Here is a 25,607-nt window from a genome sequence, read left to right as displayed (position 1 = left end):
TGTTTTTGCTATTGCTTTCGGCTGCTGTCTTTTATCGTATGCGGATGGGCCAAATGCCCGGCAAGACGACCTCGCTGCATACGAGGCGTTTTTCCAGCAAGCGGCGCGGTCTTATCCTCCATCCTTTGAGCGCAGGAGTCTCATGCCGTTGGCAATCACGATCAGCGAGCTTCCCGTGTCGGCGAGCACAGCCATCCAGAGCGTCGAGTAGCCAAACAGAATCATCAGCAGAAAGACAACTTTGACGAGCAGAGAAAATGCGATATTCTGCTTGATGATGCGAAGCGTCCGCCTGCTGAGGCCAATCGCGTATGGCAGCTTGGACAAGTCATCAGCCATCAGTGTAATATCGGCGGTTTCCATCGCCGTATCCGAGCCGGCTCCGCCCATCGCGATCCCCACTGTTGCCGCAGCCAGAGCCGGAGCATCATTGACTCCATCCCCCACCATGGCTACGCCCTTCGAGGTGGACTGCCACGCTTGAATCGCAGAAAGCTTGTCGGCCGGGAGCAGTTCTGCCTTGTACGCGGTCAGCCCCAACCGCTCCGCTACGGCATGGGCCGTTCCTCTGTTGTCCCCGGTCAGCATCGCTACCTGTTTTATGCCCAGCTGCCGGAGTTTGGCGACGACCGAAGCGCTCTCCTCCCGCACCTGGTCAGCCAATCCGATCAGGGCGATGACTTGCTGTCCGCAACCAAGCAGCATCAGTGTCTGACCTTTTTGCTGCAGCGCCTCGATTCTCGACTGTACAGAGTCGAGCGCAAAATGAAGCTCATTTTGGAACCAGCGTGGGTTGCCCAGATAGTAGTCGTTGCCGTCCACAGTCGCTTGCACACCGCGCCCCGTCACTGATGTAAAACCGTTGATCGGCATGGGCCTCACTCCGATTTGCTGTGCCCGCCGCAGGATCGCAGCTGCCAAAGGATGTTCGGACATCGCTTCCAGAGAAGCAGCGATGGCCATTACCTCAGCCTCATCTCTTCCTTCCAGCGGGATGACGGTTGTCACTTCTGGCCTCCCAACTGTGAGTGTTCCCGTTTTATCAAATGCGATGGTGCTGATCGCGCCCAGCCGTTCGAGATGGACCCCGCCTTTGATCAAAATGCCGTGTTTGGCTGCGTTGCCAATCGCAGACACGATGGAAACAGGCGTGGAAATGACGAGCGCACACGGGCAAGCCACTACCAGCATCATCAGTGCCCGGTAAAACCAGAGCTCAAACGGCTCCTGCAGAAACAAAGGGGGAACGACGGCGATCAAAGCGGCGACCACGATCACTGCCGGCGTATAATACTGGGAAAACACATCCACAAACCGCTGCGATGGAGCTTTTTGCGCCTGCGCTTCTTCCACCAGATGGACGATTTTGGACAAGGTATTCTCCTCAAATCGCCTTGTTACCTTGATCTTCAGCGCGCCCTGCTCGTTGATCGTGCCCGCAAAGACGTCGTCACCTGCGTTCTTTTCGACCGGCACGGATTCTCCTGTGATCGGGGCCTGATTGACCGTGGAAACACCCTCGATGACCGTACCGTCCATCGCGATCTTCTCGCCGGGCCTGACGAGGACGATCTCCCCTACATGGATCGACTCGACAGGAAGTCTTACTTCCCGCCCCTCCCTTATGACGGCCGCTTCCTCCGGCGCCAGCTTCATCAGGCTGCGGAGAGACTGACGCGTCCGATCCATCGTATACGCCTCCAGTGTCTCCCCAAGTGAAAACAGGAAGACAACAGCCGCCCCCTCTGCCCATTCACCAATAGCCGCAGCGCCGAGAACGGCAATCGTCATCAAAAAATCGATGCCAAGCGTCCTGGACTTCAAGCCGTATATCCCGCTCTTGGCAATGCGAAAGCCGCCGATGACAATCGTTGCCGCATACAGCAAGGTGATGACGGTCTCCGGAATCCCGGCCCATAGATCAAGCGTCCACGCCACGAGAAAAATGGAACCGGAGATCAGCGTCGACCACGCCTTCTTGTTTTGCTGCCAGAAGCTCTTGTTTTCCAGCTGCTTCTTGTCCTTCTCCAGTACCGCGTCATAACCGGCCTGTTTGACTGTCCGAACAATCGCCTCCTCAGCGTTCTCTTCGTGCAGCACAGTCATTTTGGCAGCGCCGAAGTTGACCACCACTTGAGAGACAGACGCGAGCGCCCCTACCTTTTTTTCCAGGCCGCGGGCACAGTCTGCGCAATCCATGCCGCTGATGCGAAAGACAGTTCGCTGCCCGTCCCCCTGGATATCGGCCGATGCTACCGCGGCATCCGGACCTTTTTCCCCATCGTGCATATGATGATGATGCCCATCGTGATGACTGTGCGAATGACTATGTGAACTGCAGCATGAGGCAGACTGTGAGCCTGGAGCGGCTTCACTTCCGTGTGAGACTGCCTTGACAAGCGTCTCTGACTGGACCAGGGGCTCACAACAACCAGGTTTTCTGGACATCTCCAACACCCCAACATATGATTAATTGTTCATATTTGAAATCTCACCCTTATCATATTTTTCCATCGTCCGAAAAGTCAACACCCTTTTTTCTCCCATGGCAAGATTTCGCAAAATAGCCTCGTCAGCTTTTTTGAGTGCATGTCCTTTCCTTTTCCCAATAAAAAAACCCGGCAGATACCGAGTTTTCCTAAAACATCTGCTATTTTTGCTTATTCGTGCTTCAGATGCTGCAGGGTCTGAACAAAAATTTGTTCCATATGGTCATCATCCAGCGAGTAGAAGACCGTCTTGCCCACCTTGCGCCGCTTTAAAATCCGCAAATTCCGCAGATACCGCAATTGATGGGATACAGCCGACTGCCCCATCCCCAATGCCGTCGAAATATCGTGGACACACAATTCCTGCTGCAGCAGCGCGTAAATGATTTTGACCCGCGTCGGATCTCCCAGTGCGCGGAAGAGATCGGCCAAATCAACAGCCGTTTGATCATCTATCATTTTATCCTCAAGTCTTGCGGCGTCCAAAGCCTCCGACCCTTGACACGTATCATCGCATGCTTCCTGCATTTCGCTCTGACCCATCCAACACACCACCCTCATCAATAAACCCTCTTTTGTCAGTATAGCAAAATTCGCGCAAGGTGTCGTCCGCGACTGTATCATTCATGAGCATTCGCGGCCCTGCTCGCAGCCCCATTTTACGCATGACGGAGAAGACCCGGCCCAAAAGTTGCACTCGGTAAACTTTTTGTTGCTGAGCGAAAAATATTGGTCTATACTAAATTTTAAAGAGAAACATATAGACAATTGCTCATAGTGTAAGGAAGAGGAAGCAATTTGCCTTTTATTTAGAAGGAGGCAGGTGTCCATGTCATCACCAATCCGTTTGCTCGACGCGAAAACCGGCACCAAGCTCCGATTGACAAAGCTGGAAGTCACAGGGGTGCTTCGCAGAAGATTGCTCGATCTGGGGTTTGTCCCCGGAAACGTGGTGGAAGTTCTGCAAAAAAGCCCGCTCGGAGACCCGACTGCCTTTCGCGTAAACAATACAACGATTGCCCTCAGAAAAGAGGAAAGCGGTCTGATCTTCGCAGAATTGCTGGAGGTGTAATCACATGATGGAAAAAACAATCGCTCTGGCAGGAAATCCAAACACGGGGAAAAGCACGCTGTTCAATGCCCTGACCGGATTGTCCCAGCATACGGGAAACTGGGCCGGAAAGACCGTCACGATGGCTGCCGGCCATTTTGAATACCAAGGCCAGGCATATCGGATCATTGATCTTCCCGGCACGTATTCACTGTATTCCAACTCCACTGACGAAGAAGTGGCGAGAAACTATATTATTCTGGAACAGCCCGATGTTACTGTTGTCGTCCTGGATGCGACTTCGCTGGAACGTAATCTCAATCTTGCGCTGCAAGTAATGGAAATGACCAATCGGGTCGTCCTCTGCATCAATTTGATCGACGAAGCCATGCGTTTGGGCGTGCGCATCGATGTCGCAAAGCTCCAGGAACGGCTTGGCGTACCAGTCGCAACGATTTCGGCCCGCAAAAAAATCGGCATCGACGGACTGCTGGAAAAAGTCGGGCAAGTCGCTTCAGGACAATTGATCCCTGAGCCTGCGCCAATCGTGTACAGCCGGGAGATCGAAGAAAAAATCAAAATGCTGGAGCCTCACGTCGTCCGCCTTTTAGGGAACCGGTTTCCTCCGCGCTGGGTGGCGCTTCGCCTCCTAGACGGCGACACGGATCTCATCTCCACACTGAAGTCGCCTGCGGGCGCTCCAGCGGCGGAAGCCGGGGAGGTGATGCAGCTTGGGAACGCCTCTTGCCACTGAAAAACCGGATTCGCTAGATGCTCTCTATGCAATGGCGCAAAGGCTGGCAAACGGAGAGTCGATCCGCGACGAGATCGTCGGCGACATCTACAGAGCGACTCATTCCATATGCCACGAAGCCGTAAAGTACGAGGACAAAAAAAGGCTGGAGCAGACGTATCGTCTCGACCGCATCGTGACTTCTCCCATCTGGGGTTTTCCCATCATGCTGGCCATTCTTGGCGTGGTCTTCTGGCTGACGATCGCTGGTGCCAACGTTCCCTCTTCGATGCTAGCCTCTTTCTTTGGCGTAATCGAAGACTATTTGACTGCCGGATTCCAGGCTGTTCATGCGCCGGATTGGCTGTACGGCGTTCTGGTTCTGGGGCTGTATCGCGGGACCTCCTGGGTCGTCTCCGTCATGCTTCCGCCGATGGCGATTTTCTTTCCGATCTTCGCCCTGTTGGAAAATTTCGGATACTTGCCGCGAGTCGCCTTTAACATGGACCGCTTGTTCAAAAGCTCGGGGGGCCATGGGAAGCAGGCATTGACCATGTCCATGGGATTCGGCTGCAATGCGGCTGCGATTCTGTCGACGCGGATCATCGAGTCGCCCCGCGAGAGAATGATCGCGATTCTGACCAACAACTTCGTTCCCTGCAACGGCAGATGGCCTACCTTGATCCTGTTGGCCTCCCTCTTTATGGCTGCAGGCGTCGCCAGTCAGTACACCACGCTCGTAACAGCTCTGGTCCTGATGGGAATGGTACTGATCGGCATCGTCGTGACGCTTGCCGTCTCTTGGATTTTGTCCAAGACTGCGCTGCGCGGTGTACCGACGCACTATACATTGGAGCTGCCGCCGTTTCGCAAGCCGCAAATTCTGAAAACCGTCCTCCTCGCCTCCAAGGACAAATCGCTGAGTGTTCTCAACCGCGCGATTATTGTTGCGGCACCGGCAGGGGTGATCACCTGGATTTTGGGCAACATCACGGTAGGAGATGCCAGCATCCTTGCACATATGGCTTCGTTCTTTGATCCATTTGCTCACGCGCTCGGACTGGACGGCTATATCATCATGGCCTTTCTGCTCGGCCTGCCTGCCAATGAAATCGTTTTGCCGATCCTCCTGATGGGCTATCTCTCCTCCGGCGCGATGGTCGATCTGGAAAGCACGGCGAACATCAAGAATATTTTCCTGGCACACGGCTGGACATGGCTTACGGCGCTGAACATGATGTTGTTTTCGCTTTTGCACTACCCTTGCGGAACCACGCTGTTTACTATTTACAAAGAAACAAAAAGCGTCAAATGGACGGTGCTCTCGGCAGCCATTCCGCTTTGCATCGCCATTGCGGTCACGTATGCAACGACACAGATTGCCTATGCATTTGGCTGGGTATAACTCCTTTTCGACAAGAAAAAATGGAAGCAAACGATTTTGGGCGGCCCTTATTGGCCGCCTTCCTTCTTTTTTCACCTCCAAATAACCTTTCGTCACATACACTGTATGAAACTTATGTTTTCAGGAGGACCATTGTGGGACGATGGAAATGGAAGTTCAAAAAGGTTCTTCGCAACAGATACGGAAGAGAAATATGGATCGTGAAAAACCGAGAGGGAACGCAGGGGTATTTTAAATTCCCGGTGACCAGACAGCGGAAAAACTATCGTATTCTGCTCGCAAACGAGTATATCGCAGCGGAGCTTGCCAAGCTTGTCGGACTCCCCGCAGCCAAGGTAAAGGAGATCAGAGTAAAAGGGCGAAGAGGATGGAAAAAACGGGGGATTGTTTCCTTGAAAGCCACGGCAAAGGAAGTGATCCCGTGGAAGAAAGCTTCGCCAGAGGTTCACCGGAACCCGGAGCAGCATGTCCATCAATCAGACCTGTTGGCTCAGCTTGCGGTTTTCGATGCCTGGATCATGAATCCGGATCGGACCAACCGAAACCTGATTCTATACCGCAATCAAGCCGATGATCGCTACCGTTGGTACCTGATCGATCACGGCATTGCTCTGTTTGGATCGCCGGAGAGGTGGAAGACCAAAAAAGCGCGCCGACCGCAGAGAAGCGGGGCCCTCTTTCCCCGTACCAACAGAAGAAAAAAGCAGTTGCGCATTCCAGCCGGGTTAAAACGCTTCACATCGGACAAACGTTCACTGGTTTCGCAAATGGTTGAAAAAATACAAGCCTTGTCTCCCCAGGATATCAAGAGAGCCATAAACAAGGTACCGCAAAAATACTTGAAAAAATCGGAGAAAGCCTATATCAAGAGGTTATTGTGCGCAAGACAAAAAACGCTGCCCGCCATCATGAACGATGTCCTGGCCCACATCCGGCCTGCTACCTGAAGCTGCTCAAGTCGAAAGCGCTCCTGAAAAGGCAGCGGATCATCTCCCTGCCGACCAGCCGTGTACAGAAAATATTCGATAAAAAAAAGATGAGAAACAGGAGTTGATCACTGTTTCCCACCTTGCAAACAATATGTATTGGTGCCGGTAGAGGGACTTGAACCCCCACGGTTTCCCTCACGATTTTGAGTCGCGCGCGTCTGCCAATTCCGCCATACCGGCACGTATGAAATTCGATGGTCGGGAAGACAGGATTCGAACCTGCGACCCCTTGGTCCCAAGCCAAGTACTCTACCAAGCTGAGCTACTTCCCGACATTGACTGTGGTGCAGGTTCCCGAAAAGATATCGTTTTCGGAAAACCAGCTTTTTGAGGCAAATGGCGTGCCCTGAGAGATTCGAACTCCCGACCTTTTGATTCGTAGTCAAACGCTCTATCCAGCTGAGCTAAGGGCACATTTTGTCTGATTTTGTCGCACCTAGGCGACAATTCAATAATATACATGTTTTTATGTAAAAAAGCAAGTAAAATCTTTACCACCTCCTCATTTCCTTCCCCTTGCATCCCGGGAAGACTGCTTTTTTCACCCCGATACAGGCAGGTTTCGCTTGCGAGTACAGGAAGACCGCTGCCGCTCATTTACGCGCAATTGATACAGGCAGAGCAGCAGCCCGTCGATACCTTTCGAAAAGATCGGTTGAACGGATAGTCCAATGGATGGCGTCCGTAAACAATCCATTGTCCCTTTGCGTTTCGGCGCAATTGATACACGCGGAAAAACCGGTCGTCCTTGTCAAAGCCAAACCAGACGGCGATCGTCACCCTGCCTTTTGCATGAGAGAGCAATTTCTTTTTGAGAATGGGCGGCGCTCCAATTCCGTCCCCTACGGGTATGGCCAGACGTCCCCCAATCCTTCTCAATTGCAGATTCCGGATCACTCGCTCCGCCAGACAAGCAGACATGCTTTTTTGCAAGTACCGCTTGATTTTTACCTTGGAATTGAAGCGCTCCGGGAGCAAAACTCCTCTTTCCCCGATTCGCTTCCTGGCCGAAAAGACGATCGTCCAAAACGAATCCTCGGCCCTTGCAATCGCCCGTATCCATGCTTTGTTCATCCGCAAACACCTCCTGTTTTAAAGGTATGCATCTGTCCTTCTGCACGGTTGTGCTGCTGTCATGCCACATAATTTTCCTCCGGGCGGACAATCTAAATGAGACAGATGATGACGAACAGGAGGAATGGTGCTCGTGCCAGCACAAATCAACACCGACCAATTGAAAAAGGCGGAGGTATCCGCTACTCTTGCCAAAACGCTAATTACGCAGGCGATTGAACAGTCCGCCGCCAACCCGCAATTGGCGGAGCAAGCACTCAAGCAAGCTTCCGAAGAGATTGCCCAGGCGCAAACGATGGTCTCCCAGGTGCAATCGACGATCCAGACACAGTCTCAACAGCAAGGACAGCAAGCCTGAAAAATAGGGCAGATCCGTGGCGGTCTGCCCTTTGCCTTTCCCAGAGACCCAAGAGCTTTTTGCAAGGAAACAACCGATAATCAGCGCGTTTCCGACCTGGCATAAGTCAGGGGTGTCTTTTTGCTTTCTGCACGTTCACCCAGTTACAATAGCAGAAGCAAACCTATTGGAAAGGCTGTATTCGCATGTTGCAACTGCAAGGTATCAATCATTTGCTTTTTTCTGTTTCCGACCTGGAGCGTTCCATCCGCTTTTATCAGGACGCACTTGGAGCCAAGCTGCTTGTCCGTGGCCGAAAGCTGGCCTACTTTGACTTAAACGGCCTGTGGCTCGCCCTAAATGAAGAGACAGACATCCCCCGCAATGAAATTCACCAGTCGTACACACATATCGCCTTTTCTGTGGAGGAGAAGCAGTTTGAAGAATGGAAAGATCATCTCATAGCGTCGGGTGCTGCCATTTTGCCCGGGCGCGAGCGGGATGAGCGGGACAAGCTGTCGATTTACTTTACAGACCCGGATGGCCACAAGTTTGAGCTGCATACCGGCACCAGGGAGGATCGGCTGGCTTACTACCGGGAAACCAAGCCTCACATGACTTTTTTTGACTAATACCAAACGCTACGGACTAATTAGTGGCAAAATCTTCCCATTCATGAGAAATTTCCTTTTTCCCGCTTGTCATCCATGGTAGACTAGTTCAAAAGAACTATTTTATTAGCTTTTTTCCCCACAAATAAAACGGTGAGAGACAACAGTGTAAAAACCGGCCTATCTCCTTGTCAGGAATAGGTCATTTTTACGACAGCGGAGGTATTTTTCATGTTATGGAAACATTCGAATTCAATCGCATCCAATAGCAGAGCCTTCCCGATCAAGGATAGCGACGTGGAGCCCCCCGAGCGAATTGAGAGCAAGGTCAAATTTTTGCATCTGACCAATCACGATCTGGAGATGATCCGTCGCTTGCAGCCACTCTTGCAGGAGGTAACGCCTGTCATTACCGATCAGCATTACCGCATGCTGGGCGAATTTCCCGAGCTTCTGTCGATCATCGACCAAAACACGACGATTGAGCGGCTGTCCGGTTCTTTTCGCCGCTACTTGCAATCGCTCGCCACGGGAGAACTGACTGAGGACTATATTGCCGGCCGGGAAAAAATCGGTGTCATTCATAGCAAAATCGGATTGGCCCCTGAGTGGTACATGGGCTCGTATTTGCGTGTCTACGAACATCTGGTGCCAGCCATCGTCAGCGCTTACGCCAAACGTCCCGCGGAGCTGTCTGACGCCCTTCTCGCACTGCTCAAGGTCATAACGCTCGACTCTCAAATCGTGCTGGAATCGTATCAGGCGGACAACGACTTCAAGGTAATTGACCGGCTGGGCAATGTGCTGGAGCTCGTCATGCAGATCGATAAAATCAAACACGTACTGGACAGGCTCGGCCGCACCACCGACGAGGCTGGCAATGTGAGCACCGCTGCGGAGCAGCTCTCCCTGTCCGTTCAAAAGGTGGCCCAATCGTCAGCCGAGGTAGCGGAAAATGCCCTGTCCGCCATGGAACAAGCGGACAGGGGCAAGGAAATTATCGCCTCCTCCCTCACCGACTTTTTGGCCATGGCAGAAGAATTTTACGAAACCAAAGCGAAAATCGCCCAGTTGCAAAAGTCGATTGACAAAGTATCCCAGGTCGTGGAGATGATCCGTTCCATCGCCGATCAGACGAATCTGCTCGCCCTCAACGCATCGATCGAGGCAGCGCGGGCGGGGGAACAAGGACGGGGCTTCGCGGTCGTGGCCGGGGAGGTCCGGAAATTGGCGGAACAGACAAAATCCTCCGTCCAAACGATCACCGCCACCATTCAAAATGTTCAGTCGGATGCCAATCTGGTAGGCCAAACGGCTGAGCGGATGACCGGACAGATCGATGAAAGAGTCGCCCATACAAGGGAGGCCATTCAGCTATTCAACCTGATTGTGGAGAGCATCAAAGAGGTCAGCCGCTCTACGGAACATATCGCGGCCATCGCAGAAGAACAGTCCGCCGCCACCTCCGACATAACCAGGCGCGTCTCCAGCGTTCAGGAAAACATGGAATTGATCGCAGCCAATGTGTCCACCGCCGGCCAGAACGTGTACGACATCGGCGTCGCTGTCAACGAATTGCATAAACTCAGCATCAGCCAAACCTCTTCCCTGCGGGACAAGCACTACCTGCGAATCGTCAAGACCGATCACCTGCTGTGGAAGTGGTGGCTCTACAACTTCATGCTCGGATACCACCAGATCGAAGAAAATGAACTCGTCAACCATCACCAATGCCGCTTGGGGACATGGTACGACGCGGCCAAAGAAAACGGCTCGCTCGGCTCTCTGGAAACGTTCCGAAAGCTCGAGGAGCCGCATCGCCAATTTCACGAGCTGGTACGTTCTATCTTCTTCCATGTAAAGGAAGGCAGACACCAGGAGGCACAAGCGGCTTTCTCCCGTCTGGAAGAGGTGTCCGAAGCGGTGATCCGGTGCCTGGATGAGTTGGCTGACAGCTTATAGGCATGTCCTGGCAGCGATGAAGCCCATTTACTTCACTTCAGTTGCCTGGGGTTTACGCTTGTTTTGCCCGAGTGAAAATGATTTTGAGAGAAGCGGGTACAACAGCGACACTGCAGCCATCAGCAAGATGACCGCCGATATCGGTTGCGTGAGAAAAGAAGTGAAGTCTCCGTCGGTGATCAGGAGCTGCCGACGGAAGGTTTCCTCCATCATCTTTCCCAGAACTAACCCCAAAATCAGCGCAGCCGGGGAGAATTCGTACTTTTTCATGTAATACCCGATCAGTCCAAACGCGAGCATCAGCCACACCTCAAACATGTTGTTGGAAACCGCGTACGAACCGATGACGGACAAGCCGATGATGATCGAGGCGAGTATGGAATACGGAAGCTTGAGAACCAGACCGAAGCTTCTGACGCCTACGCGCCCACCGATAAACGTGATGGCGCTGGCGATCAGCATCGCAAAGAAAATGCAGTACAGCATCAGCGGCTGCTCCGTCATCAGCTGCGGTCCGGGCTGTAGGCCCTGAAGAGTCAGCGCCGCAAGGATAACGGCGGTGGTCGGACTCCCGGGAATCCCGAGCACCAGCGTAGGGATCATCGCTCCGCCGGCCGCGGCGTTGTTGGCTGCTTCCGGCGCGATCACGCCCTCTTCTGCTCCATTGCCAAACTTCTCTTTGTTTTTGCTGGACCGCATCGCTTCTCCATAGCTCACAATCGAAGCGATCGAACCGCCGGTCCCCGGCAGGATTCCGATCAAGGTCCCGATCACGGAGGCTTTTAACACGCACCACTTATGGACGAACAAATCTTTGAGCTTGTACCCTTCCAGCTTGATTTTTTCGGTGGTCGTAAAGTTCTGTGTCTTTGCTCTCTCCGCCACCTGATTCAGCACTTCGCCCAGCGCAAAAGCGCCGATCATGATCGGAATGAACTCGATCCCGTTCAAAAGCTCAATCTGGCCAAACGTAAAACGCTCCGTGCCGACGATTGGGTCAATCCCGATCATCGCAATTGCAATCCCGAGCAAACCGGAAATCAGCGCTTTTGTCATGTTTTTCGAACCGATGGCGGAAATGACCGTTATGCCTAAAAATGCGAGAGCAAAATACTCGGCGCTCTGGATTTTGAGTGCCACCTGCGACAGCGGCGGAGAGAGAAACAGCATGACAAATACGGAAAAGATACCGCCAAAAGCAGAAGCGCTGATAGACAAACCCAATGCCCGCCCCGCTTTGCCCTGTTTGGCCATGGGATAACCGTCAAACGTTGTGGCGACCGCTTCGGGAGTGCCCGGCGTATTGAACAGGATCGCGGTAATCGAGCCGCCGTACGCTGCCCCTGCATATATGGACACGAGCAGGATGATAGAGGGAATGATTCCCATGTAATAGGTGAACGGAAGCATGAGCACGATGGCCATGGAGGAGCTGATGCCGGGCAGCGACCCGAACAGCACTCCCAGAAGCATGCCCAGCAGGATGAGTGCCAAATTGCCAAGGGACAAGGTCGTCGCCAGACCCTCGGCAAATAAATTGATGTCCATGATATTCTCCCCGTTCTCAGTAGATGTAGTAACTCAGCGTTTTGAGCGCTTCCACTCCTCTTGGCAGCGGAACACTGAGCAGATTGCCGAACAAAAGCGTAAAGCTGATCGAAATGACCGCCGATAGGCCGACTACCTTTCCCACCTTTTTTTCTCCGAGCAGCAAGAGAAGAACAAGCAGCAGAAGAAAGCAGGCAATCAGAAAGCCAATGATATCCACGGCGAGCACGAAGGCGGCGATGCTGACCAGCAGCCCGACAAACTCCTTGGAAAGCTCAGGCGGCCGATGCTGCTCCCCGGTACTCTTTTTTCTCTTTCGGATTGTCTGGAAAAACGAGAAAAGAGCTAGCAGAATCGCCAGGATCAAAATGCCTTGCGGAAAACCTGCCGGGCCGATCGGATCGCTGGCCCGCGCCGTATCGATGAAAAGCGACTCTTTGAAAAAGTAGCCGATTGCTCCAATCAGCAGAACATGAAACACGATTTCTCCCATTATGGTCACCTCCGAAGAAGAGCGGCGGAAAACCGCTTATCCTACTTTTTCAGCCCGGTTTTTTGGGCAATTTTGTCAAAAATTTGATACTGCTCTTCCCACTCTTTTTTGAAATCATCCGGGCCGAGGAACCCCTCGCGAATATCTGCCAAATTTTGTTTGGCGAACTCCTTGTACTCGTCCGTCTCATAAACCGCTTTCATTTTGTCGATCAAATACTGCTTCACCTCGGCTGGCGTATCTTTTTTTACGGCAAATCCGCGCCAGGAGCCTATCGTCAAATCAATCCCCTTTTCCACCGTTGTCGGGGTGTCCTTCAACTCTTCGATTTGCGTCACCCGTTCATCATGCAGCACGACGATCGGCCTTACCTTCTCGTTTTGGATGTATGACACCGCTGAGATCAGCTTGTCGAAGTACACGTCGACTTCTCCGCCCAGAACCGCCGCTTTGACCTCTGAACCGGACTTGTAAGGGATGAACTTGATCTTGATTCCGGTGGCATCAGCCAGAGCGCTCAATGTCAAGTCGTCCAGCCCCCCCGGGCTGATGCCGGCGAAGGATATTTCCTTGTCTTTGCCCTGCCTTACCAGGTCGTCGAAGTCCTTGATCCCGCTATTTGCCGGGACGGACAGCAGGTAAATATCGCTCTGGATCCGGGCAAGAGGTTCGAAATCTTCCATCAATTTGATGTTTTTCCCTTTTCCCAGCACATCGGCAATGACGTGCGAAGGCGTGATTTCCAATAGGGTGTATCCGTCATTCTTCTGTTTGTATGTGTAAAGAAGTCCGACGAGACCGCCGCCGCCATCCTTGTTGAGCGGCTGAACCGGCTGAGCCGTTTGCTTGTTCAGCAAGTCGGCGAATTTTCTGGCAAATGTGTCGCTTGCGCTGCCTTCGCCAAAAGGAACGACCATCTCGATGGGCTGTTTCGGGTAGCCTTCCGTCAAACCGCCAGCCGTAGACGACGGTTGGCTGGAACAGCCGATAAGACTAAAGGCAAGAGCAAGTGTAAGCGATAAACAGATCGCTGTTCGTTTCATGTCAGTCCTCCTCATAAACCAAATCGGGATAAGGGTATTGATGAATCATAATGAAACTAATCGGGGTTGAACCGATCATGCTGAAACCGCTTCCAGTCGTCTGCAAAGAGCCGACTGTTTTCTGCGGAGGCGGGGAAACCCCCGTCCCTTCGCCGCTACGCTTGAACCACGCTTGTCAAAGACGAGACCGGAACGTAGGCATACCCATCCATCAGCCTTCTCGCAGTCCGTCCAACGGCGGCCCGCTTCACACTCCAGTCCTCCCCCTCTCGTTCTACCTGCGCTTCTACGTACAAAGTCCCTGTGGGATGGCCGATCCGAAGGCCGGCTTCCGTGCCCCTCGCCAACCGGTTCGGCAGGGTGCCCGGAATGTTCGCGGCCGCTCCCAAAGCGATGGAACCGCTGACTGCAAAAGCCCTGTGCAGCGTCCCCATGGAAAGATAGCGTCCCAAAAGGTCGAGGCTGTCCGCCCGTACCATTTGCTTGTCCTCGGTCTGATAATCACAGGCTGCGGATATCATCGCGATCTTGGGCAGAGCATGTGTCGCAGGGGTGACCGTCGTTTCATCCTCAATGATTCCGAGCATCACTCCGGCTTTTACGCGAATCTTCTCTAGCGTTTCCAGCAAGCGGGCATTTCCGTTTAGGTCCTTGGACAGCTCTGTTCCGGTCGCTCCGACATCCTGTGCCAAAACAAACACGAGGATGTTGGCCGCATCGATGATCGTCACCGGGAATTTTCTGCCGTCATCCAATGCGATGGTGTCTATCGGATTTCCAGTGGGCAAGGTCCTGCCGGAAAAGGTTCCCCCCGTATCGAGAAAATTCACCATGATTTTCGCTCCGGTGCCAGACACTCCTGCGATGGAAAAGTCCCCCTCGTACTGGATTTGCCCGTTTACGACCGGGACCTCCACTTCAATCACTCTGTTCGTGTTGGTATTGAAGATGCGAACTCGTGTAAACGGCTCCTGCAATTCCACGTATCCTTCTTCCGCCGCATACAGCCCGACTGCCGACGCCATGTTCCCGCAGGTGACATGGTAATCAATCACTTTTTTCTCCAGACTGACCTGCCCGAATGTGTAATGGATGTGAACATCCTGGCTGGCAGGCGGTCCGATGAGCGCAAGCTTGCTCGTCAGAGGCGTTCCCCCGCCGATCCCGTCGATTTGGTTGTTTCCGGGACTGCCGAACACTTTCAGGATCACCTGGTCGCGGGCAACCGGGTCTTTGGGGAGATCAACCGTACGCAAGATGAGCCCCTTGCTGGTACCCCCGCGCACCAACGTGCTTGGGATTCGATAGATTTGCCCATAAACGTACATCTGTTGTTCCAACTCCTTCATGATAGTACAGATTAAAGAGAATGAATATTCGTTTAACTCTACAACAATAGTAGCCAAAGAAAAGCAATAAAAAAAATACTTATTTTTTATAAAGATCCATAAGTATTTTTTATGTTTTTGTTTTTCGTTTTAAAAAAGAATGTTGATCATTCATGACTTTTCTGTACAATTAACGATAAGTTTTTCCATTCCGTTTTTAGCCAATTTCACTACTTTTTTTATTGAAAGAAAGTTGGAACCATATGGATGACAGAGATTGGGTCATATTAACGACGCTGTACGACGAAAAGAATATCACCAAAACTGCGGAGAAAATTCGCATCTCGCAGCCGGCGCTTACTTACCGGCTGCAGCAGTTGGAGCAGGAGTTTGGCATTACCATCGTCTATCGCAGCAGAAGAGGCGTTACCTTCACGCCGCAGGGTGAGCATTTGGTCAAATACGCCCGCGACATGACGCTTCATCTGCGCAAGACAAAAGAAGCCCTGCAAAACATGGGCGACAAAGTGCAAGGAACCTTGAGATTGGGCGTTTCCAGCATTTTTGCCCGCTACAAGCTTCCATCTATCTTGAAGGACTTCCACCGGCAGTATCCCGATGTAGAATTTAACGTTACCTCCGGATGGAGTGAGGAGGTCATCAACTCCGTCTACAAGCAAAAAGTGCATCTCGGCATCATTCGCGGCGATTACAATTGGCCCGATCAGCGCAAGCTGCTGATGGACGAAGAAATTTTCATCGTTTCCAAGCACGAAATCGACATCGAGGACCTGCCCAATCTGTCCCGCATCTACTACAACACGGATACTTCCTTAAAGAAGCTGATCGACAACTGGTGGCATGAACGCTATTCTGACCCGCCCCTGATCTCCATGGAGGTAGACAAAATGGAGACCTGCAAAGAAATGGTGATAAACGGCCTCGGCTATGCGATCCTGCCCAGCATTTTGCTGGACCCCAACGAAGATTTGTACGTCACCCGCTGCACGACGAAGGATGGCGTCCCCGTCGTCCGCAGAACCTGGATGATCTTTCGCAACGAATCCCTGGAGATTTCCGTGGTCAAAGCGTTTGTAAATTTCTTGGAGGAGAGAGAACATCCATACAGATGAAAGGCTCAAAAAAAGGGTGCCCATCCGTGTTTTCACGGCGGGGCACCCTTCGTATCTTTTTTGTGTGTTCGTATTTGTTTCTGCTTATCCAATTGGAGCGTTGTCCGTTTACACCTTTGAAACTGTTGAAGTCACATACTGATTGCTCCCCTTGTTCTAAGGGTGTGAATGTCAACCAAAATGTTGACCACAGTGCTCATCAAAAAATTGACCACCATGGCAAAAATCAATCCACCCGTCGGGTGGGTAACTTTTTCATGATCACGATCTTTGAATGCTCTGTTTAAAGCGATAACTGTCCCCATTCATTGCAAAGATGTGGGCACGATGGGTAAGCCGATCAACCAGGGCTGACGTCATTTGCTCATCTTTGAAAATCTGTGTCCATTCCGTAAATTCCAGATTACTGGTAATGATCATGCTTCCTTTCTCATAGCGGGCCGCACAAAATTGGAATAATAACTCCGCCCCGGTCCGACTGAGAGGGACAAACCCGACTTCATCCAAAATAATCAAATCTGTTTTCAACCATTGCCTCTCTAGCTGGAGAATTCGCTTTTGGGACTGAGCTTCCATAAGCTCATTGCATATTTTAGCGGCAGTCCAAAACTGGACGGAATAGCCATGATGGCAAGCTTCCTTCCCGAGTGCAATGGAGAGATGAGTTTTGCCAGTGCCAGAGTTTCCGATAAACATGATGTTCTCTGTCTTTTCGATGTACTCACAGCGAGCCAGTTGAAGCAATTTGGGCTTGTTGAGAGACGGAATGGCTGAGAATTCAAATTGATCGATCGTTTTCATAGAAGGGAATTTGGCATGCTTGATGCGACTGGCGATTTGGTTAGCATCCCTTTGCTGAACTTCTTGCTCTAGTAGGGCTAAGAGGAACTCCTCGTAGGGAATTTGCCGTTCAGCAGCATCATGGGCAATTTCCTTATAGACACGTTTAATCGCAGGTAAGCGAAGGCGTTTCGCATAGGTTTCAAGCAAGAAACTCGTACTCAATGAACCACACTCCTTTTCTGTAACAAACGATTGTACTGGCTAAGATCTGGGGCCTTTACCTGAATACGTGGAACAGAGCTATCCTCCACCAACGAGAGTTGGGGTAGACGGTGTTCCGGCAATGTTCGCTGAAACAATAATTGCCTTACGGCATCATATTGGAACATCCCTTTTTGGCAGGCCTCCTCCAGTGCTTCTTCGACAAGAGAAGTATCGAATTCACGGTGCAAAAGCAAGAGTCGAACGAACTCCTTCATCCCTCCTGGTCGGTTGCGGCACTTGTCCAAGAACTTTTGGTAAATGGCGGGTAATCCTGCCTGATGCAATGGTCTAGCATAAAGAACTGCTCCTGGACGAATAAGAAGTAAATCCAGATAATGATCGTATTGCAAAATCTCCTTTCCCTTTTCCAAACACCGCTCATGCGTCGCAATCAGGCTTTTTCCGTGATACACCTCAACTTTTTCAGCAAACACTCGGCAAGTAAGCTGGGTCGATGCATAGGAAACGGGGACGGAATAGGCATTTTTCTCAATGTGGATCATGGATAGCGTATTGCTTTTCACGGGTACAACACGGAAACAATCCAATGGCCGTGGAGGCAATGGAAGCATGATAGGCAACTCTTGAGCAAATGCTTCTCCAACCGTTAGTGAAGACCTTGGAACGGTTGTATTCTCGTAAGAGATACATTTTTCGAGGAGGATTTGATTGAGCTCCTCCAGAGAAGAAACACTGGGTACAGGGGTAAAAAATTGCCTCTGAGCAAACTGTACGAGGTTTTCCACCTGGCCTTTTTGATGCCCTTTTCCGGGATCACAGAAATAGCTTTCAAACAGGTAGTGGGCACGTAGCTGAGTAAATCGCTCTTGTTCCTCGCGATTTTTACCCTCCAATACCTTCTTAACGGCTGTTGTCAGGTTGTCGTATGTGATGACTTGGGGAACAGCACCGAAAAATTCAAAAGCATCTACATGACCTTGGAGAAGAGCCTCTTGCTTCTGATGAGCAAATGTTTTGATAAAAATCTTTCTGCTGTATGTGCAACGCATACAAAAGACTTGAACCTTTACTTGTTTCCCTTGTAAATGAACCGTAACCTCACCCCAGTCAAATTGAGCAAAGCGCCCTGGCGGGAAATCGAGAGGGACAAATGCTTTAGGGGGAGAAACCCGCAACTCTCTGACGTAGCGTCGTACAGTAGATTCACCGCCGGTGAATCCATGTTCGTCAACGAGTCTCTGGTAAATGCGTTTGGCAGTATGACGCTGCTTCGGGGGAGCTTGTTCATCTTGATGCAGCCACTCCAAGATGATGGGCTTGACAGAATCAATGACTGGCTTTGGCTTCGGTTTTGAAAGCTGATACACAGGAATCTCAGAGGATTTCAAAGCCTTTCGTATCACTTGACGGGAATAGCCGGTCTCTCGAGAAATTTGGCGAATCGACTTTCCTAGCAGAATGTGTTGTTTCCTGATAAACTCGTAATTAGCCATCTGAAGCATTTCCTTTCCTCCTATATCTTGTGGTCCGACAACTTCAAGATACAGGAAAGAGGTGCTCAGGTGGTCAACTTTTTTATGAGCAATGTACCACTAGGTGGTCAATTATTAGATTAGCATTCACATAAGGGGCTTCGCATTATGGGGTCTGTCCAGTATTTTGTGTAAACCCTTTTGGAATAAAAAACTAGCGTAAGTATTGGCCGATCCGATCCGGGAAGAAAACGGAGAGCTGGAGGAGCATTTGCCCCCAGTTCTGCACTCGTCCAGTCCACTTCCTGGTGACGTCCATGGTAGCCAAATAGAGCATTTTGAGCAGGGCTTCATCGGTGGGGAAAATGCTCTTGCCCTTCGTCACCTTTCGGAGTTGCCGATGGTAACTCTCAATCATATTGGTCGTATAGATCAATTTACGAATCTCTGGTGGATACTTGAAAAAAGTAGCTAGCTCGTCCCAGTTGGTACGCCAAGAGCGAACGATGAGGGGATATTTGTTACCCCATGTTTCCTCAAAACGATCCAATTCCAGTAAGGCAGCCTCTTCTGTTGCCGCTTTGTAGATTGGCTTTAAATCCGCCGTCACTTTCTTAAGATCCTTGTAAGAAACATAACGGGTCGAGTTGCGGATTTGATGAATGATGCACTTTTGGATCTCCGTATTCGGATAGCAGGCAGAGATGGCCTGAGAGAAGCCCGTTAGGTTATCCACGCAGGTGATGAGAATGTCCTGAACCCCACGGTTCCGTAAGTCGTTCAGTACGCTCAGCCAGAACTTTGAGGATTCATTCTCTCCAATCCACATGCCTAATACGTCCTTGTTGCCGTCCAAATCAATGCCAATGACCATATAAGCCGCTTTGTTCACAATAGCACCGTCTTGCTTGACTTTGTAGTGAATGGCGTCCATAAATACAACCGCATAGATGCTTTGTAGCGGTCGGTTCTGCCATTCTTTGATGAGTGGCACGATCTTATTCGTCACATTGGAGATCATGGTAGGAGAAACGTCAATTCCATACAGATGGTTCAGATGGTCCTGAATATCCCGTGTGCTGACACCTTTGGCATACATGGCGATAATTTGGTCCTCAATGCCGGTAACGGTAGACTGATGCTTTTTCACGATAACGGGCTCAAATTCGCCATTACGGTCACGTGGCACCGCGATCTCCACCTCGCCGTATTCGCTTGTCACCGTCTTCTTTGTCTTCCCGTTACGGCTGTTTGTTGTTTTCTTTCGCTTCACATCGTGCTTTTCATAGCCGAGTTCCGTGTCAAGCTCCGCCTCTAGCATCGACTGCAGCGTTTCTGCAAACAGTTCCTTCAGTGCCGACTGCACATCGTCCATCGTCTTGAGGTTGTTTTCCTTCACAAACGCCTTCACTTGTTCCTTACTAAATCTCGCCATAGGTGTCATCCTCTCAAACCAACCTTTCTCTTATTGTAATAGGTTTTGAGAGTTTACACAGAATATTTTACAGTCCCGCATTATGATCTATTTTAATTCTTCTATCAAATCATTAAGTTTACTTAACATCCTTTTGTGATACTCGATTTCATCCTCCCCATCTAACATTTCATTCTCCGACTTTATTTTGTTGAGTATGTTCAACCGTACCAACTCCTCTTCATAACCGTCTCTTGAGAATTCAAAGAAGAACTCATCCTCGGTAATATCCAGTCCTTCAATGATACCAGCAACAACATCATATTTATGCTCTTTATAGGAATCAGCCATTTCCTTGATATGCTTTTTAATTTCTTCTTCTGTAGGGTAAATATCATGTTCTCTTGCATATTCCGCAAGAACTGTTCTTTCTTCTAATTTCTTCATAGCGTCTTCTTCAGTTAGCTTGATGCCAAAAGCTTTTGAATATGCTTGGTACCTTGCTAGTTTATCTGTTAGTTCATCTTGGCTGATTTTTTCGGATTCGGTATCTATAGTGATTTTGTTATCATTATTTTTCTCCAAAGCTTTTTTGTAATACTTGGCGAATTCAGTTCCTTTATCATGGTCATTTAATTCAATGTTTGCTAATGAATATGAGATACTGCCTAGCGACACAACGGCAACCACAGAGAGCAAAACCCACGTCTTTTTCATACTTGTCACTCCTTTTAATATAACGACATTCTTATTTCATCTGTACTGCCATAATAGATTCAGTCTGCAACAGCACCACTGGTAAAAGTAACTTTTGGCCTGTCGGTTACGGTACTATAAAAAGTTTTTGTATTCCCCCCGCCATATACTGTTTCACCACGATCGGTTATATAATCTGTTAACCGATCTCTCCATCTCCAATCAGAAGCATTAATTTTTCCAATTGTTCCAGCGTCATCTTTGTATACTCCTGAAACATAAAGTTCCAGACTATAGGGGTATCCGCTAGTTTTGCCGATAGCTACTGCATGATGATGATCCAACTCAACTTCATCATATTTTGTATAGACATAATATTCCTCAATAGTATGTACTGTATAATAGATATTTTTGTACCCCCAGTCTGGATGGTAAAAGTGTGATAGAAAAGAATCTCCGCCTTCTTTTGTTTTGGCAAAACTTGATGAACTAAATATTAAGACAAAAAATGAGGTAAGTAGTATCGTCAAACTAATTTTTCCAATTTTCATTTTAACAATCCCCTTTCTACTTAACCCTAAGGCAATTACCTATTTACACAAATAACCTACTAAAAAGTCTTGATCGATGGTCCCTTACTTTTTTGCCATTAGTTTCACTTGGTGATATCTAAAAACAAGAAAACCTAACTAGATATATTTCCAGATGGCCACCTCCTTACCATTTGTATTTAATAAGCTGATGTAATAACCTAAGAAGTAAGCCACTTCGACAATTCTTTGTGAGCTATATCCAAAACCCATAATAGTAAAATAAAGGTAATGTTTGGTTACAAAAAAGTAACATTAATGGAAATTGACTAAATTATCATTGATTTTAAGGCAATCAAAAACAGTGCTACTTTACGGGTTATTTGTTATTAAGAAGATAATATGCTACGGTATTTATTTCTGTTTGGGTTTTCGAGCAATGAACAAAAAATGTCGAACTTATTTAGCCCTAAATTCACCTCCAAGAATTCCCTTTTTGGGTAATTTCCCAATTTCACACGTTCTTCTGTCCCAAGAAAAAAAGATGCTCCTCATTGGTAAAACCATGGGAGCATCTTTTTTTCTTGAAACGAAAATAAATTCACACCTCTGGAACAGTCGAGGCTGCCGGAACAGGCTGCCTGTTCTCTTTCTTCGTATGAATGAGCACGATATTTAAAATAACCGCGGTCAACGAACCGGTGACAATGCCGTTTTGCATCAGCATTTTCAGCATGTTCGGCAATTGGTCAAACATCGTTGGAACTGCTGCGGAACCGAGTCCTACAGCAATGCTGCAGGCCGCGATGAGGAGGTTTTCGTTTTGGCGCAGGTCCACGCGGGACAGGATGTTGATGCCGGACGCTACAACCATCCCGAACATCGCGATCATCGCTCCTCCGAGCACCGGGTCGGGAATGATCGTCGTCAGGGCGGCCAGCTTCGGCAAAAGTCCCAGCACGACGAGGATTCCGCCAGCACCGATCATGACGTCGCGGCTTTTGATGCCGGTCAGCGAGACGAGCCCTACGTTTTGCGAGAAGGCCGTATACGGGAACGCATTGAAAATACCGCCGAGCGCAATCGCCACGCCTTCCCCGCGCAGCCCTTTGACGACATCTTGCTTCGTCACTTCTTTATCGGTCACCTTGCCCAATGCGAAGTAAACTCCTGTTGATTCCGCCATGCTGATAATGTTGACGAGAATCATCGTCACGATGGCAACGATATTGAATTCAGGTACGCCGAAATAAAACGGCTGAACGACGCTCACCCAGGAAGCGGATGCCACGCTTTCAAAGCTGACCATTCCCATGAAGTACGCGGCCAGCGTGCCTGCTGCAAGTCCGATCAGCACTGAAATAGCGCGAATAAAGCCACTAAACAGGCGATTGACAAGCAGGATGACAACCAGTGTCCCCAGTGCCAAGAGAAGATTGCGCGGATGTCCAAAATCGGGATTGCCCGCTCCTCCGGCCACATTGTTCATTGCCACAGGAATCAGCGACAACCCGATAATCGTAACCACGGAACCTTGTACAACGGTAGGAAAGAACCGAAGCAGCTTGCCGAACAGCGGAGCGGCCAGCACGACAAATAATCCGGATAAAATAATGGCTCCATAGGCCGTGGCCAGGTTACTGGACGACGCAATGGCGATAATCGGTCCGACCGCTGTGAAGGTACAGCCCAGAACGACAGGAAGCTTGATGCCGGTATAGCGCGTACCGATCACCTGCAGCAGTGTCGCAATCCCGCTGGTAAACAAATCGGCGGCGATCAGGTATGCAATCTGCGTCGGGGTCAAATTCAGCGCATCCCCGATGATCAGAGGAACGATGACCGCTCCGGCGTACATCGCCAGCACATGCTGCATGCCCAGCGTGAGCGTTTTTTGTTTGGACAACATGAACGTAACTCCTCTCCTTTATTGACTGCGCAGGATATGTTGATTTGCTATACAGTACCTGTAAATCGCGATTGATCACGACAGCAGCATGTATCATGTGGTGCTTTTAGGATGTGTGAACCGGCGTTGTCTCTACGAAATGAATTTCTCCCGGCTTCATCGACTTGATCCGTGCCAGCGATTCCACCCGGACGCCTGCTTTCTCCAGCAATCCTCTTCCTTCCTGGAAGCTTTTTTCTACGACAGCACCCACGCCGACGAGGTGAGCGCCGGCATCTGCGACGATTTGTGTCAGTCCAACCAAAGCTGCTCCTGTCGCCAGAAAATCATCCACGATCAGGACGCGCTCTTCTGCGCTGAGGTATTGCTTGGCGATGCTGATCTGGTAGTTCTCCTTCCGGGTAAAGGAATAGACAGGCGCAGAGTACACGTCATCGGAGAGTGTCACCGCTTTTTTCTTTTTCGCGTAAACGAATGGAACCCCCAGCGCATACGCCGTTGCAAGAGCAAAATGAATACCGCTCGCCTCCACCGTCAGGACCTTGGTCACTTTCTCCGAACGGAAAAGATCCGCAAATGCTTGCCCAATTTTCATCGTCAGCTCCGCATCAACCTGATGATTAAGAAAAGCATCCACCTTTAATACAGTTTCGGACAGCGCTCGCCCGTCCCGAATGATTCGCTCTTGCAATTCTTTCACACGATTTCCTCCTATCCATTTTTCATCTATATGGAAACAAAAAAGCCCAGACGAGACAGTCCACTCGCCGGTCTTTCAAACCGACTCCAAGTGAAACCTGTCCCTCCGGGCACATCCCTTCAGGGGTCACGAAAACGTGCAAGCGACAGCAGGAGGCTGTTTCCCGCTACGGGTAAAGGACTAACTCCTGGTCGCTCGTTCACTCGTAGTCAGGCGATTTACGGTCACCCGGTAGAAACTCATGGGCCAATTCCCAAAATTATACGAGTCATCAGCTATGTTCAATTGATACTGACAAATCTATCATATCCGCTATGAAAGGGGCAAGCGTATTTTTTTGGATTCAGGAAAAGCACGAGCCCGTGCTGAAAATGAAACGGCCATACATAGAAAAAACCCCCTTGCCTTGCAAAGGGGGCCAATGTGATCCGGTGTGTAAAAGGCACCGATCCGATTGTGATTGCAGACGCGGCAGACAACTACCGCTTCGGCTTCGTTTGCCGGAGAGCCATGTTGATCTTTTTCCATTTGTCTTTTTCGGCTGCCCGCATCCTGGCATCCTCTTTGCGCGCCTGATGGGCCAGCTCTCGCTGCAATTTTCGGTAGCTGTCAAAACGGGAACGATCCAGTGTGCCTTCTTCGATCGCCAGCCGAATCGCACAGCCGGGCTCCTTGGCGTGGAGGCAATCGCTGAAGCGGCACTGGGCGGCCAGCGTCTCGATGTCGTCGAAGGCATCGCGAAAGCCTTCGTCTCCCTCCCAGAGCTGCAGCTCGCGCATCCCCGGCGTATCGATCATCAGGCCGCCGCCAGGCAGCTGAAACAGCTCGCGATGGGTCGTCGTATGCCGCCCGCGGTCATCTCCCTCGCGTACTTCTTTGACGAGCTGGACATTCCTTCCGGACAGGCGGTTGATCAAGGTGGATTTCCCCACACCTGAAGAGCCGAGAAGAGCGACTGTCTTCCCCTCTCCCAAATACGGTGCCAAGGCATCGAGCCCCTCTCCCTGCTCCGAGCTGATCGCATGGACCGGCACTCCGACTGCCACTGACTCTACCTCGGCGATCTTGTTTTCCAGGTCGTCGCACAGATCGGATTTGCTCAGTACAATCACGGGACTGGCTCCGCTTTCCCAAGCCAAAATCAGATAGCGTTCCAAGCGGCGCAAATTGTAGTCGTTGTTTAGAGCGTTCACGAGAAAAACGGTATCCACGTTGGTAGCGACGATCTGTTCTTCGACGCCTTCGCCGGCAGCCTTTCGGGAAAACTTGCTTTTGCGCGGCAGAATCGCGTGAATCGTGGCCTTTTGTTCATGAGGCCGGGCGCTGATCACTACCCAGTCGCCCACAGCGGGGTAGTCTTCTCGGCCAGCGGCTTCATAGCGAAGCTTTCCGGAAACCTCGCCCAACAGCTCGCCGTGTTCGGTTAAAATCCGATACAGCCTTTTATGTTCAAGAGCGATACGCCCTACTTCAAATCCCTGCTCGATAAAAGGGGAAACATGGCCGGCAAGAAAATCGTTCCAACCCAAAGACTTTAGATATTGGTTCACGTGCGGATTCCTCCTGCATTCGGTTTTGATTTGGATGTCTTTCCAAAACCGGCCACAGGAAATCCTCACTTAAAGAACGGTTACTGCCCGACTGAAAGGAGGATCTTTCCTGTGACCCTTGCTGCAATGCTC

23 protein-coding genes, 3 tRNA genes and 1 riboswitch are annotated in these 25,607 nt (G+C 50.4%); of the genes, 8 read left to right on the top strand and 18 right to left on the bottom strand.

Going from position 1 to position 25,607, the window contains the following annotated elements; genetic code table 11:
* Nucleotides 1-111 precede the first annotated feature (111 nt).
* Both V5G20_RS07980 and V5G20_RS07975 read right to left on the bottom strand, forming a co-directional pair.
* Nucleotides 112-2,199 (bottom strand): heavy metal translocating P-type ATPase, encoded by a 2,088-nt coding sequence (locus V5G20_RS07980; protein WP_231504347.1) that lies wholly within the window; start codon nucleotides 2,197-2,199, stop codon nucleotides 112-114.
* 461 nt (nucleotides 2,200-2,660) lie between these two features.
* Nucleotides 2,661-3,032: an ArsR/SmtB family transcription factor gene (locus tag V5G20_RS07975; protein WP_003388988.1), complete on the bottom strand. Its 372-nt coding sequence runs from the start codon at nucleotides 3,030-3,032 to the stop codon at nucleotides 2,661-2,663.
* Nucleotides 3,033-3,318: 286 nt separating this feature from the next.
* Between V5G20_RS07975 and V5G20_RS07970 the strand changes: the two genes are divergently transcribed.
* From V5G20_RS07970 to V5G20_RS07955, 4 genes are all read left to right on the top strand, one after another.
* Complete coding sequence (locus tag V5G20_RS07970; protein ID WP_003388987.1) at nucleotides 3,319-3,561, top strand: FeoA family protein; 243 nt, start codon at nucleotides 3,319-3,321, stop codon at nucleotides 3,559-3,561.
* A 4-nt stretch (nucleotides 3,562-3,565) separates the two neighbouring features.
* A complete protein-coding gene (locus V5G20_RS07965; protein ID WP_003388986.1) occupies nucleotides 3,566-4,294 on the top strand; it encodes a FeoB small GTPase domain-containing protein in 729 nt (242 codons plus the stop codon).
* Entirely contained in the window at nucleotides 4,272-5,678 is a 1,407-nt protein-coding gene (locus V5G20_RS07960) for a nucleoside recognition domain-containing protein (RefSeq protein WP_039071064.1), read from the top strand. The genes V5G20_RS07965 and V5G20_RS07960 overlap by 23 nt, the downstream gene beginning before the upstream one ends.
* 134 nt (nucleotides 5,679-5,812) lie before the next feature.
* Complete coding sequence (locus tag V5G20_RS07955) at nucleotides 5,813-6,625, top strand: HipA family kinase (RefSeq protein ID WP_024982838.1); 813 nt, start codon at nucleotides 5,813-5,815, stop codon at nucleotides 6,623-6,625.
* A gap of 139 nt (nucleotides 6,626-6,764) precedes the next feature.
* Here the strand turns inward: V5G20_RS07955 and V5G20_RS07950 are convergent.
* The 4 genes from V5G20_RS07950 to V5G20_RS07935 form a co-directional block, all read right to left on the bottom strand.
* A tRNA-Leu gene (locus V5G20_RS07950) sits at nucleotides 6,765-6,847 on the bottom strand.
* Nucleotides 6,848-6,862: 15 nt separating this feature from the next.
* A tRNA-Pro gene (locus tag V5G20_RS07945) sits at nucleotides 6,863-6,939 on the bottom strand.
* A gap of 65 nt (nucleotides 6,940-7,004) precedes the next feature.
* Nucleotides 7,005-7,081 (bottom strand) — tRNA-Arg (locus V5G20_RS07940).
* A 183-nt stretch (nucleotides 7,082-7,264) separates the two neighbouring features.
* A complete protein-coding gene (locus V5G20_RS07935; protein WP_003388983.1) occupies nucleotides 7,265-7,741 on the bottom strand; it encodes a hypothetical protein in 477 nt (158 codons plus the stop codon).
* A 133-nt stretch (nucleotides 7,742-7,874) separates the two neighbouring features.
* On the opposite strand from V5G20_RS07935, the gene V5G20_RS07930 reads away from it, so the two are divergent.
* From V5G20_RS07930 to V5G20_RS07920, 3 genes are all read left to right on the top strand, one after another.
* Nucleotides 7,875-8,099 (top strand): hypothetical protein, encoded by a 225-nt coding sequence (locus V5G20_RS07930; protein ID WP_003388981.1) that lies wholly within the window; start codon nucleotides 7,875-7,877, stop codon nucleotides 8,097-8,099.
* Between the two features lie 185 nt (nucleotides 8,100-8,284).
* Nucleotides 8,285-8,710, top strand: a complete 426-nt coding sequence (fosB, locus tag V5G20_RS07925) for a metallothiol transferase FosB (RefSeq protein ID WP_035989751.1) — start codon at nucleotides 8,285-8,287, stop codon at nucleotides 8,708-8,710.
* A gap of 210 nt (nucleotides 8,711-8,920) precedes the next feature.
* Nucleotides 8,921-10,651 (top strand): protoglobin domain-containing protein, encoded by a 1,731-nt coding sequence (locus V5G20_RS07920; protein ID WP_327926059.1) that lies wholly within the window; start codon nucleotides 8,921-8,923, stop codon nucleotides 10,649-10,651.
* A 27-nt stretch (nucleotides 10,652-10,678) separates the two neighbouring features.
* Here the strand turns inward: V5G20_RS07920 and V5G20_RS07915 are convergent, their stop codons facing one another.
* The 4 genes from V5G20_RS07915 to V5G20_RS07900 form a co-directional block, all read right to left on the bottom strand.
* Complete coding sequence (locus V5G20_RS07915; RefSeq protein ID WP_122957895.1) at nucleotides 10,679-12,199, bottom strand: tripartite tricarboxylate transporter permease; 1,521 nt, start codon at nucleotides 12,197-12,199, stop codon at nucleotides 10,679-10,681.
* 16 nt (nucleotides 12,200-12,215) lie between these two features.
* A complete protein-coding gene (locus V5G20_RS07910) occupies nucleotides 12,216-12,692 on the bottom strand; it encodes a tripartite tricarboxylate transporter TctB family protein (protein ID WP_327986160.1) in 477 nt (158 codons plus the stop codon).
* A 41-nt stretch (nucleotides 12,693-12,733) separates the two neighbouring features.
* Entirely contained in the window at nucleotides 12,734-13,735 is a 1,002-nt protein-coding gene (locus V5G20_RS07905; protein ID WP_170208330.1) for a Bug family tripartite tricarboxylate transporter substrate binding protein, read from the bottom strand.
* Nucleotides 13,736-13,890: 155 nt separating this feature from the next.
* Nucleotides 13,891-15,063, bottom strand: coding sequence for a 2-methylaconitate cis-trans isomerase PrpF family protein (locus V5G20_RS07900; protein ID WP_122957943.1), 1,173 nt, complete (start codon nucleotides 15,061-15,063; stop codon nucleotides 13,891-13,893).
* Between the two features lie 263 nt (nucleotides 15,064-15,326).
* Here V5G20_RS07900 and V5G20_RS07895 point away from each other — a divergent pair, with 263 nt between their 5' ends.
* Complete coding sequence (locus tag V5G20_RS07895; RefSeq protein WP_122957892.1) at nucleotides 15,327-16,196, top strand: LysR family transcriptional regulator; 870 nt, start codon at nucleotides 15,327-15,329, stop codon at nucleotides 16,194-16,196.
* Between the two features lie 261 nt (nucleotides 16,197-16,457).
* Here V5G20_RS07895 and istB read toward each other — a convergent pair whose 3' ends face one another.
* From istB to rsgA, 8 genes are all read right to left on the bottom strand, one after another.
* Nucleotides 16,458-17,201: an IS21-like element helper ATPase IstB gene (gene istB, locus V5G20_RS07890; RefSeq protein WP_227278642.1), complete on the bottom strand. Its 744-nt coding sequence runs from the start codon at nucleotides 17,199-17,201 to the stop codon at nucleotides 16,458-16,460.
* On the bottom strand, nucleotides 17,198-18,706 hold the full coding sequence (gene istA, locus V5G20_RS07885; protein ID WP_024985261.1) for an IS21 family transposase: 1,509 nt from the start codon (nucleotides 18,704-18,706) through the stop codon (nucleotides 17,198-17,200). The genes istB and istA overlap by 4 nt, the downstream gene beginning before the upstream one ends.
* Nucleotides 18,707-18,890: 184 nt before the next feature.
* The gene (locus V5G20_RS07880; protein ID WP_025845625.1) at nucleotides 18,891-20,111 is read right to left on the bottom strand and encodes an IS256 family transposase; all 1,221 of its coding nucleotides are present in this window, start codon (nucleotides 20,109-20,111) and stop codon (nucleotides 18,891-18,893) included.
* Between the two features lie 87 nt (nucleotides 20,112-20,198).
* Entirely contained in the window at nucleotides 20,199-20,807 is a 609-nt protein-coding gene (locus V5G20_RS07875; protein WP_122957891.1) for a hypothetical protein, read from the bottom strand.
* 59 nt (nucleotides 20,808-20,866) lie between these two features.
* Nucleotides 20,867-21,337, bottom strand: coding sequence for a hypothetical protein (locus V5G20_RS07870; protein ID WP_338463326.1), 471 nt, complete (start codon nucleotides 21,335-21,337; stop codon nucleotides 20,867-20,869).
* 580 nt (nucleotides 21,338-21,917) lie between these two features.
* Nucleotides 21,918-23,225 carry a nucleobase:cation symporter-2 family protein gene (locus V5G20_RS07865; protein ID WP_122957889.1) on the bottom strand — a complete coding sequence of 436 codons (1,308 nt, stop codon included), beginning with the start codon at nucleotides 23,223-23,225 and terminating at the stop codon, nucleotides 21,918-21,920.
* Between the two features lie 106 nt (nucleotides 23,226-23,331).
* The gene (locus V5G20_RS07860; RefSeq protein WP_003388976.1) at nucleotides 23,332-23,925 is read right to left on the bottom strand and encodes a xanthine phosphoribosyltransferase; all 594 of its coding nucleotides are present in this window, start codon (nucleotides 23,923-23,925) and stop codon (nucleotides 23,332-23,334) included.
* Between the two features lie 186 nt (nucleotides 23,926-24,111).
* Nucleotides 24,112-24,212: riboswitch (purine riboswitch) on the bottom strand.
* Between the two features lie 192 nt (nucleotides 24,213-24,404).
* Nucleotides 24,405-25,475 (bottom strand): ribosome small subunit-dependent GTPase A, encoded by a 1,071-nt coding sequence (rsgA, locus tag V5G20_RS07855; protein ID WP_338463325.1) that lies wholly within the window; start codon nucleotides 25,473-25,475, stop codon nucleotides 24,405-24,407.
* Nucleotides 25,476-25,607: the final 132 nt, after the last annotated feature.

This window comes from Brevibacillus borstelensis, assembly GCF_036700025.1.
Taxonomy (GTDB): domain Bacteria; phylum Bacillota; class Bacilli; order Brevibacillales; family Brevibacillaceae; genus Brevibacillus; species Brevibacillus borstelensis.
Note: the sequence above shows the minus strand (reverse complement) of the source record. Positions and strands in the feature narration are given on the sequence as shown.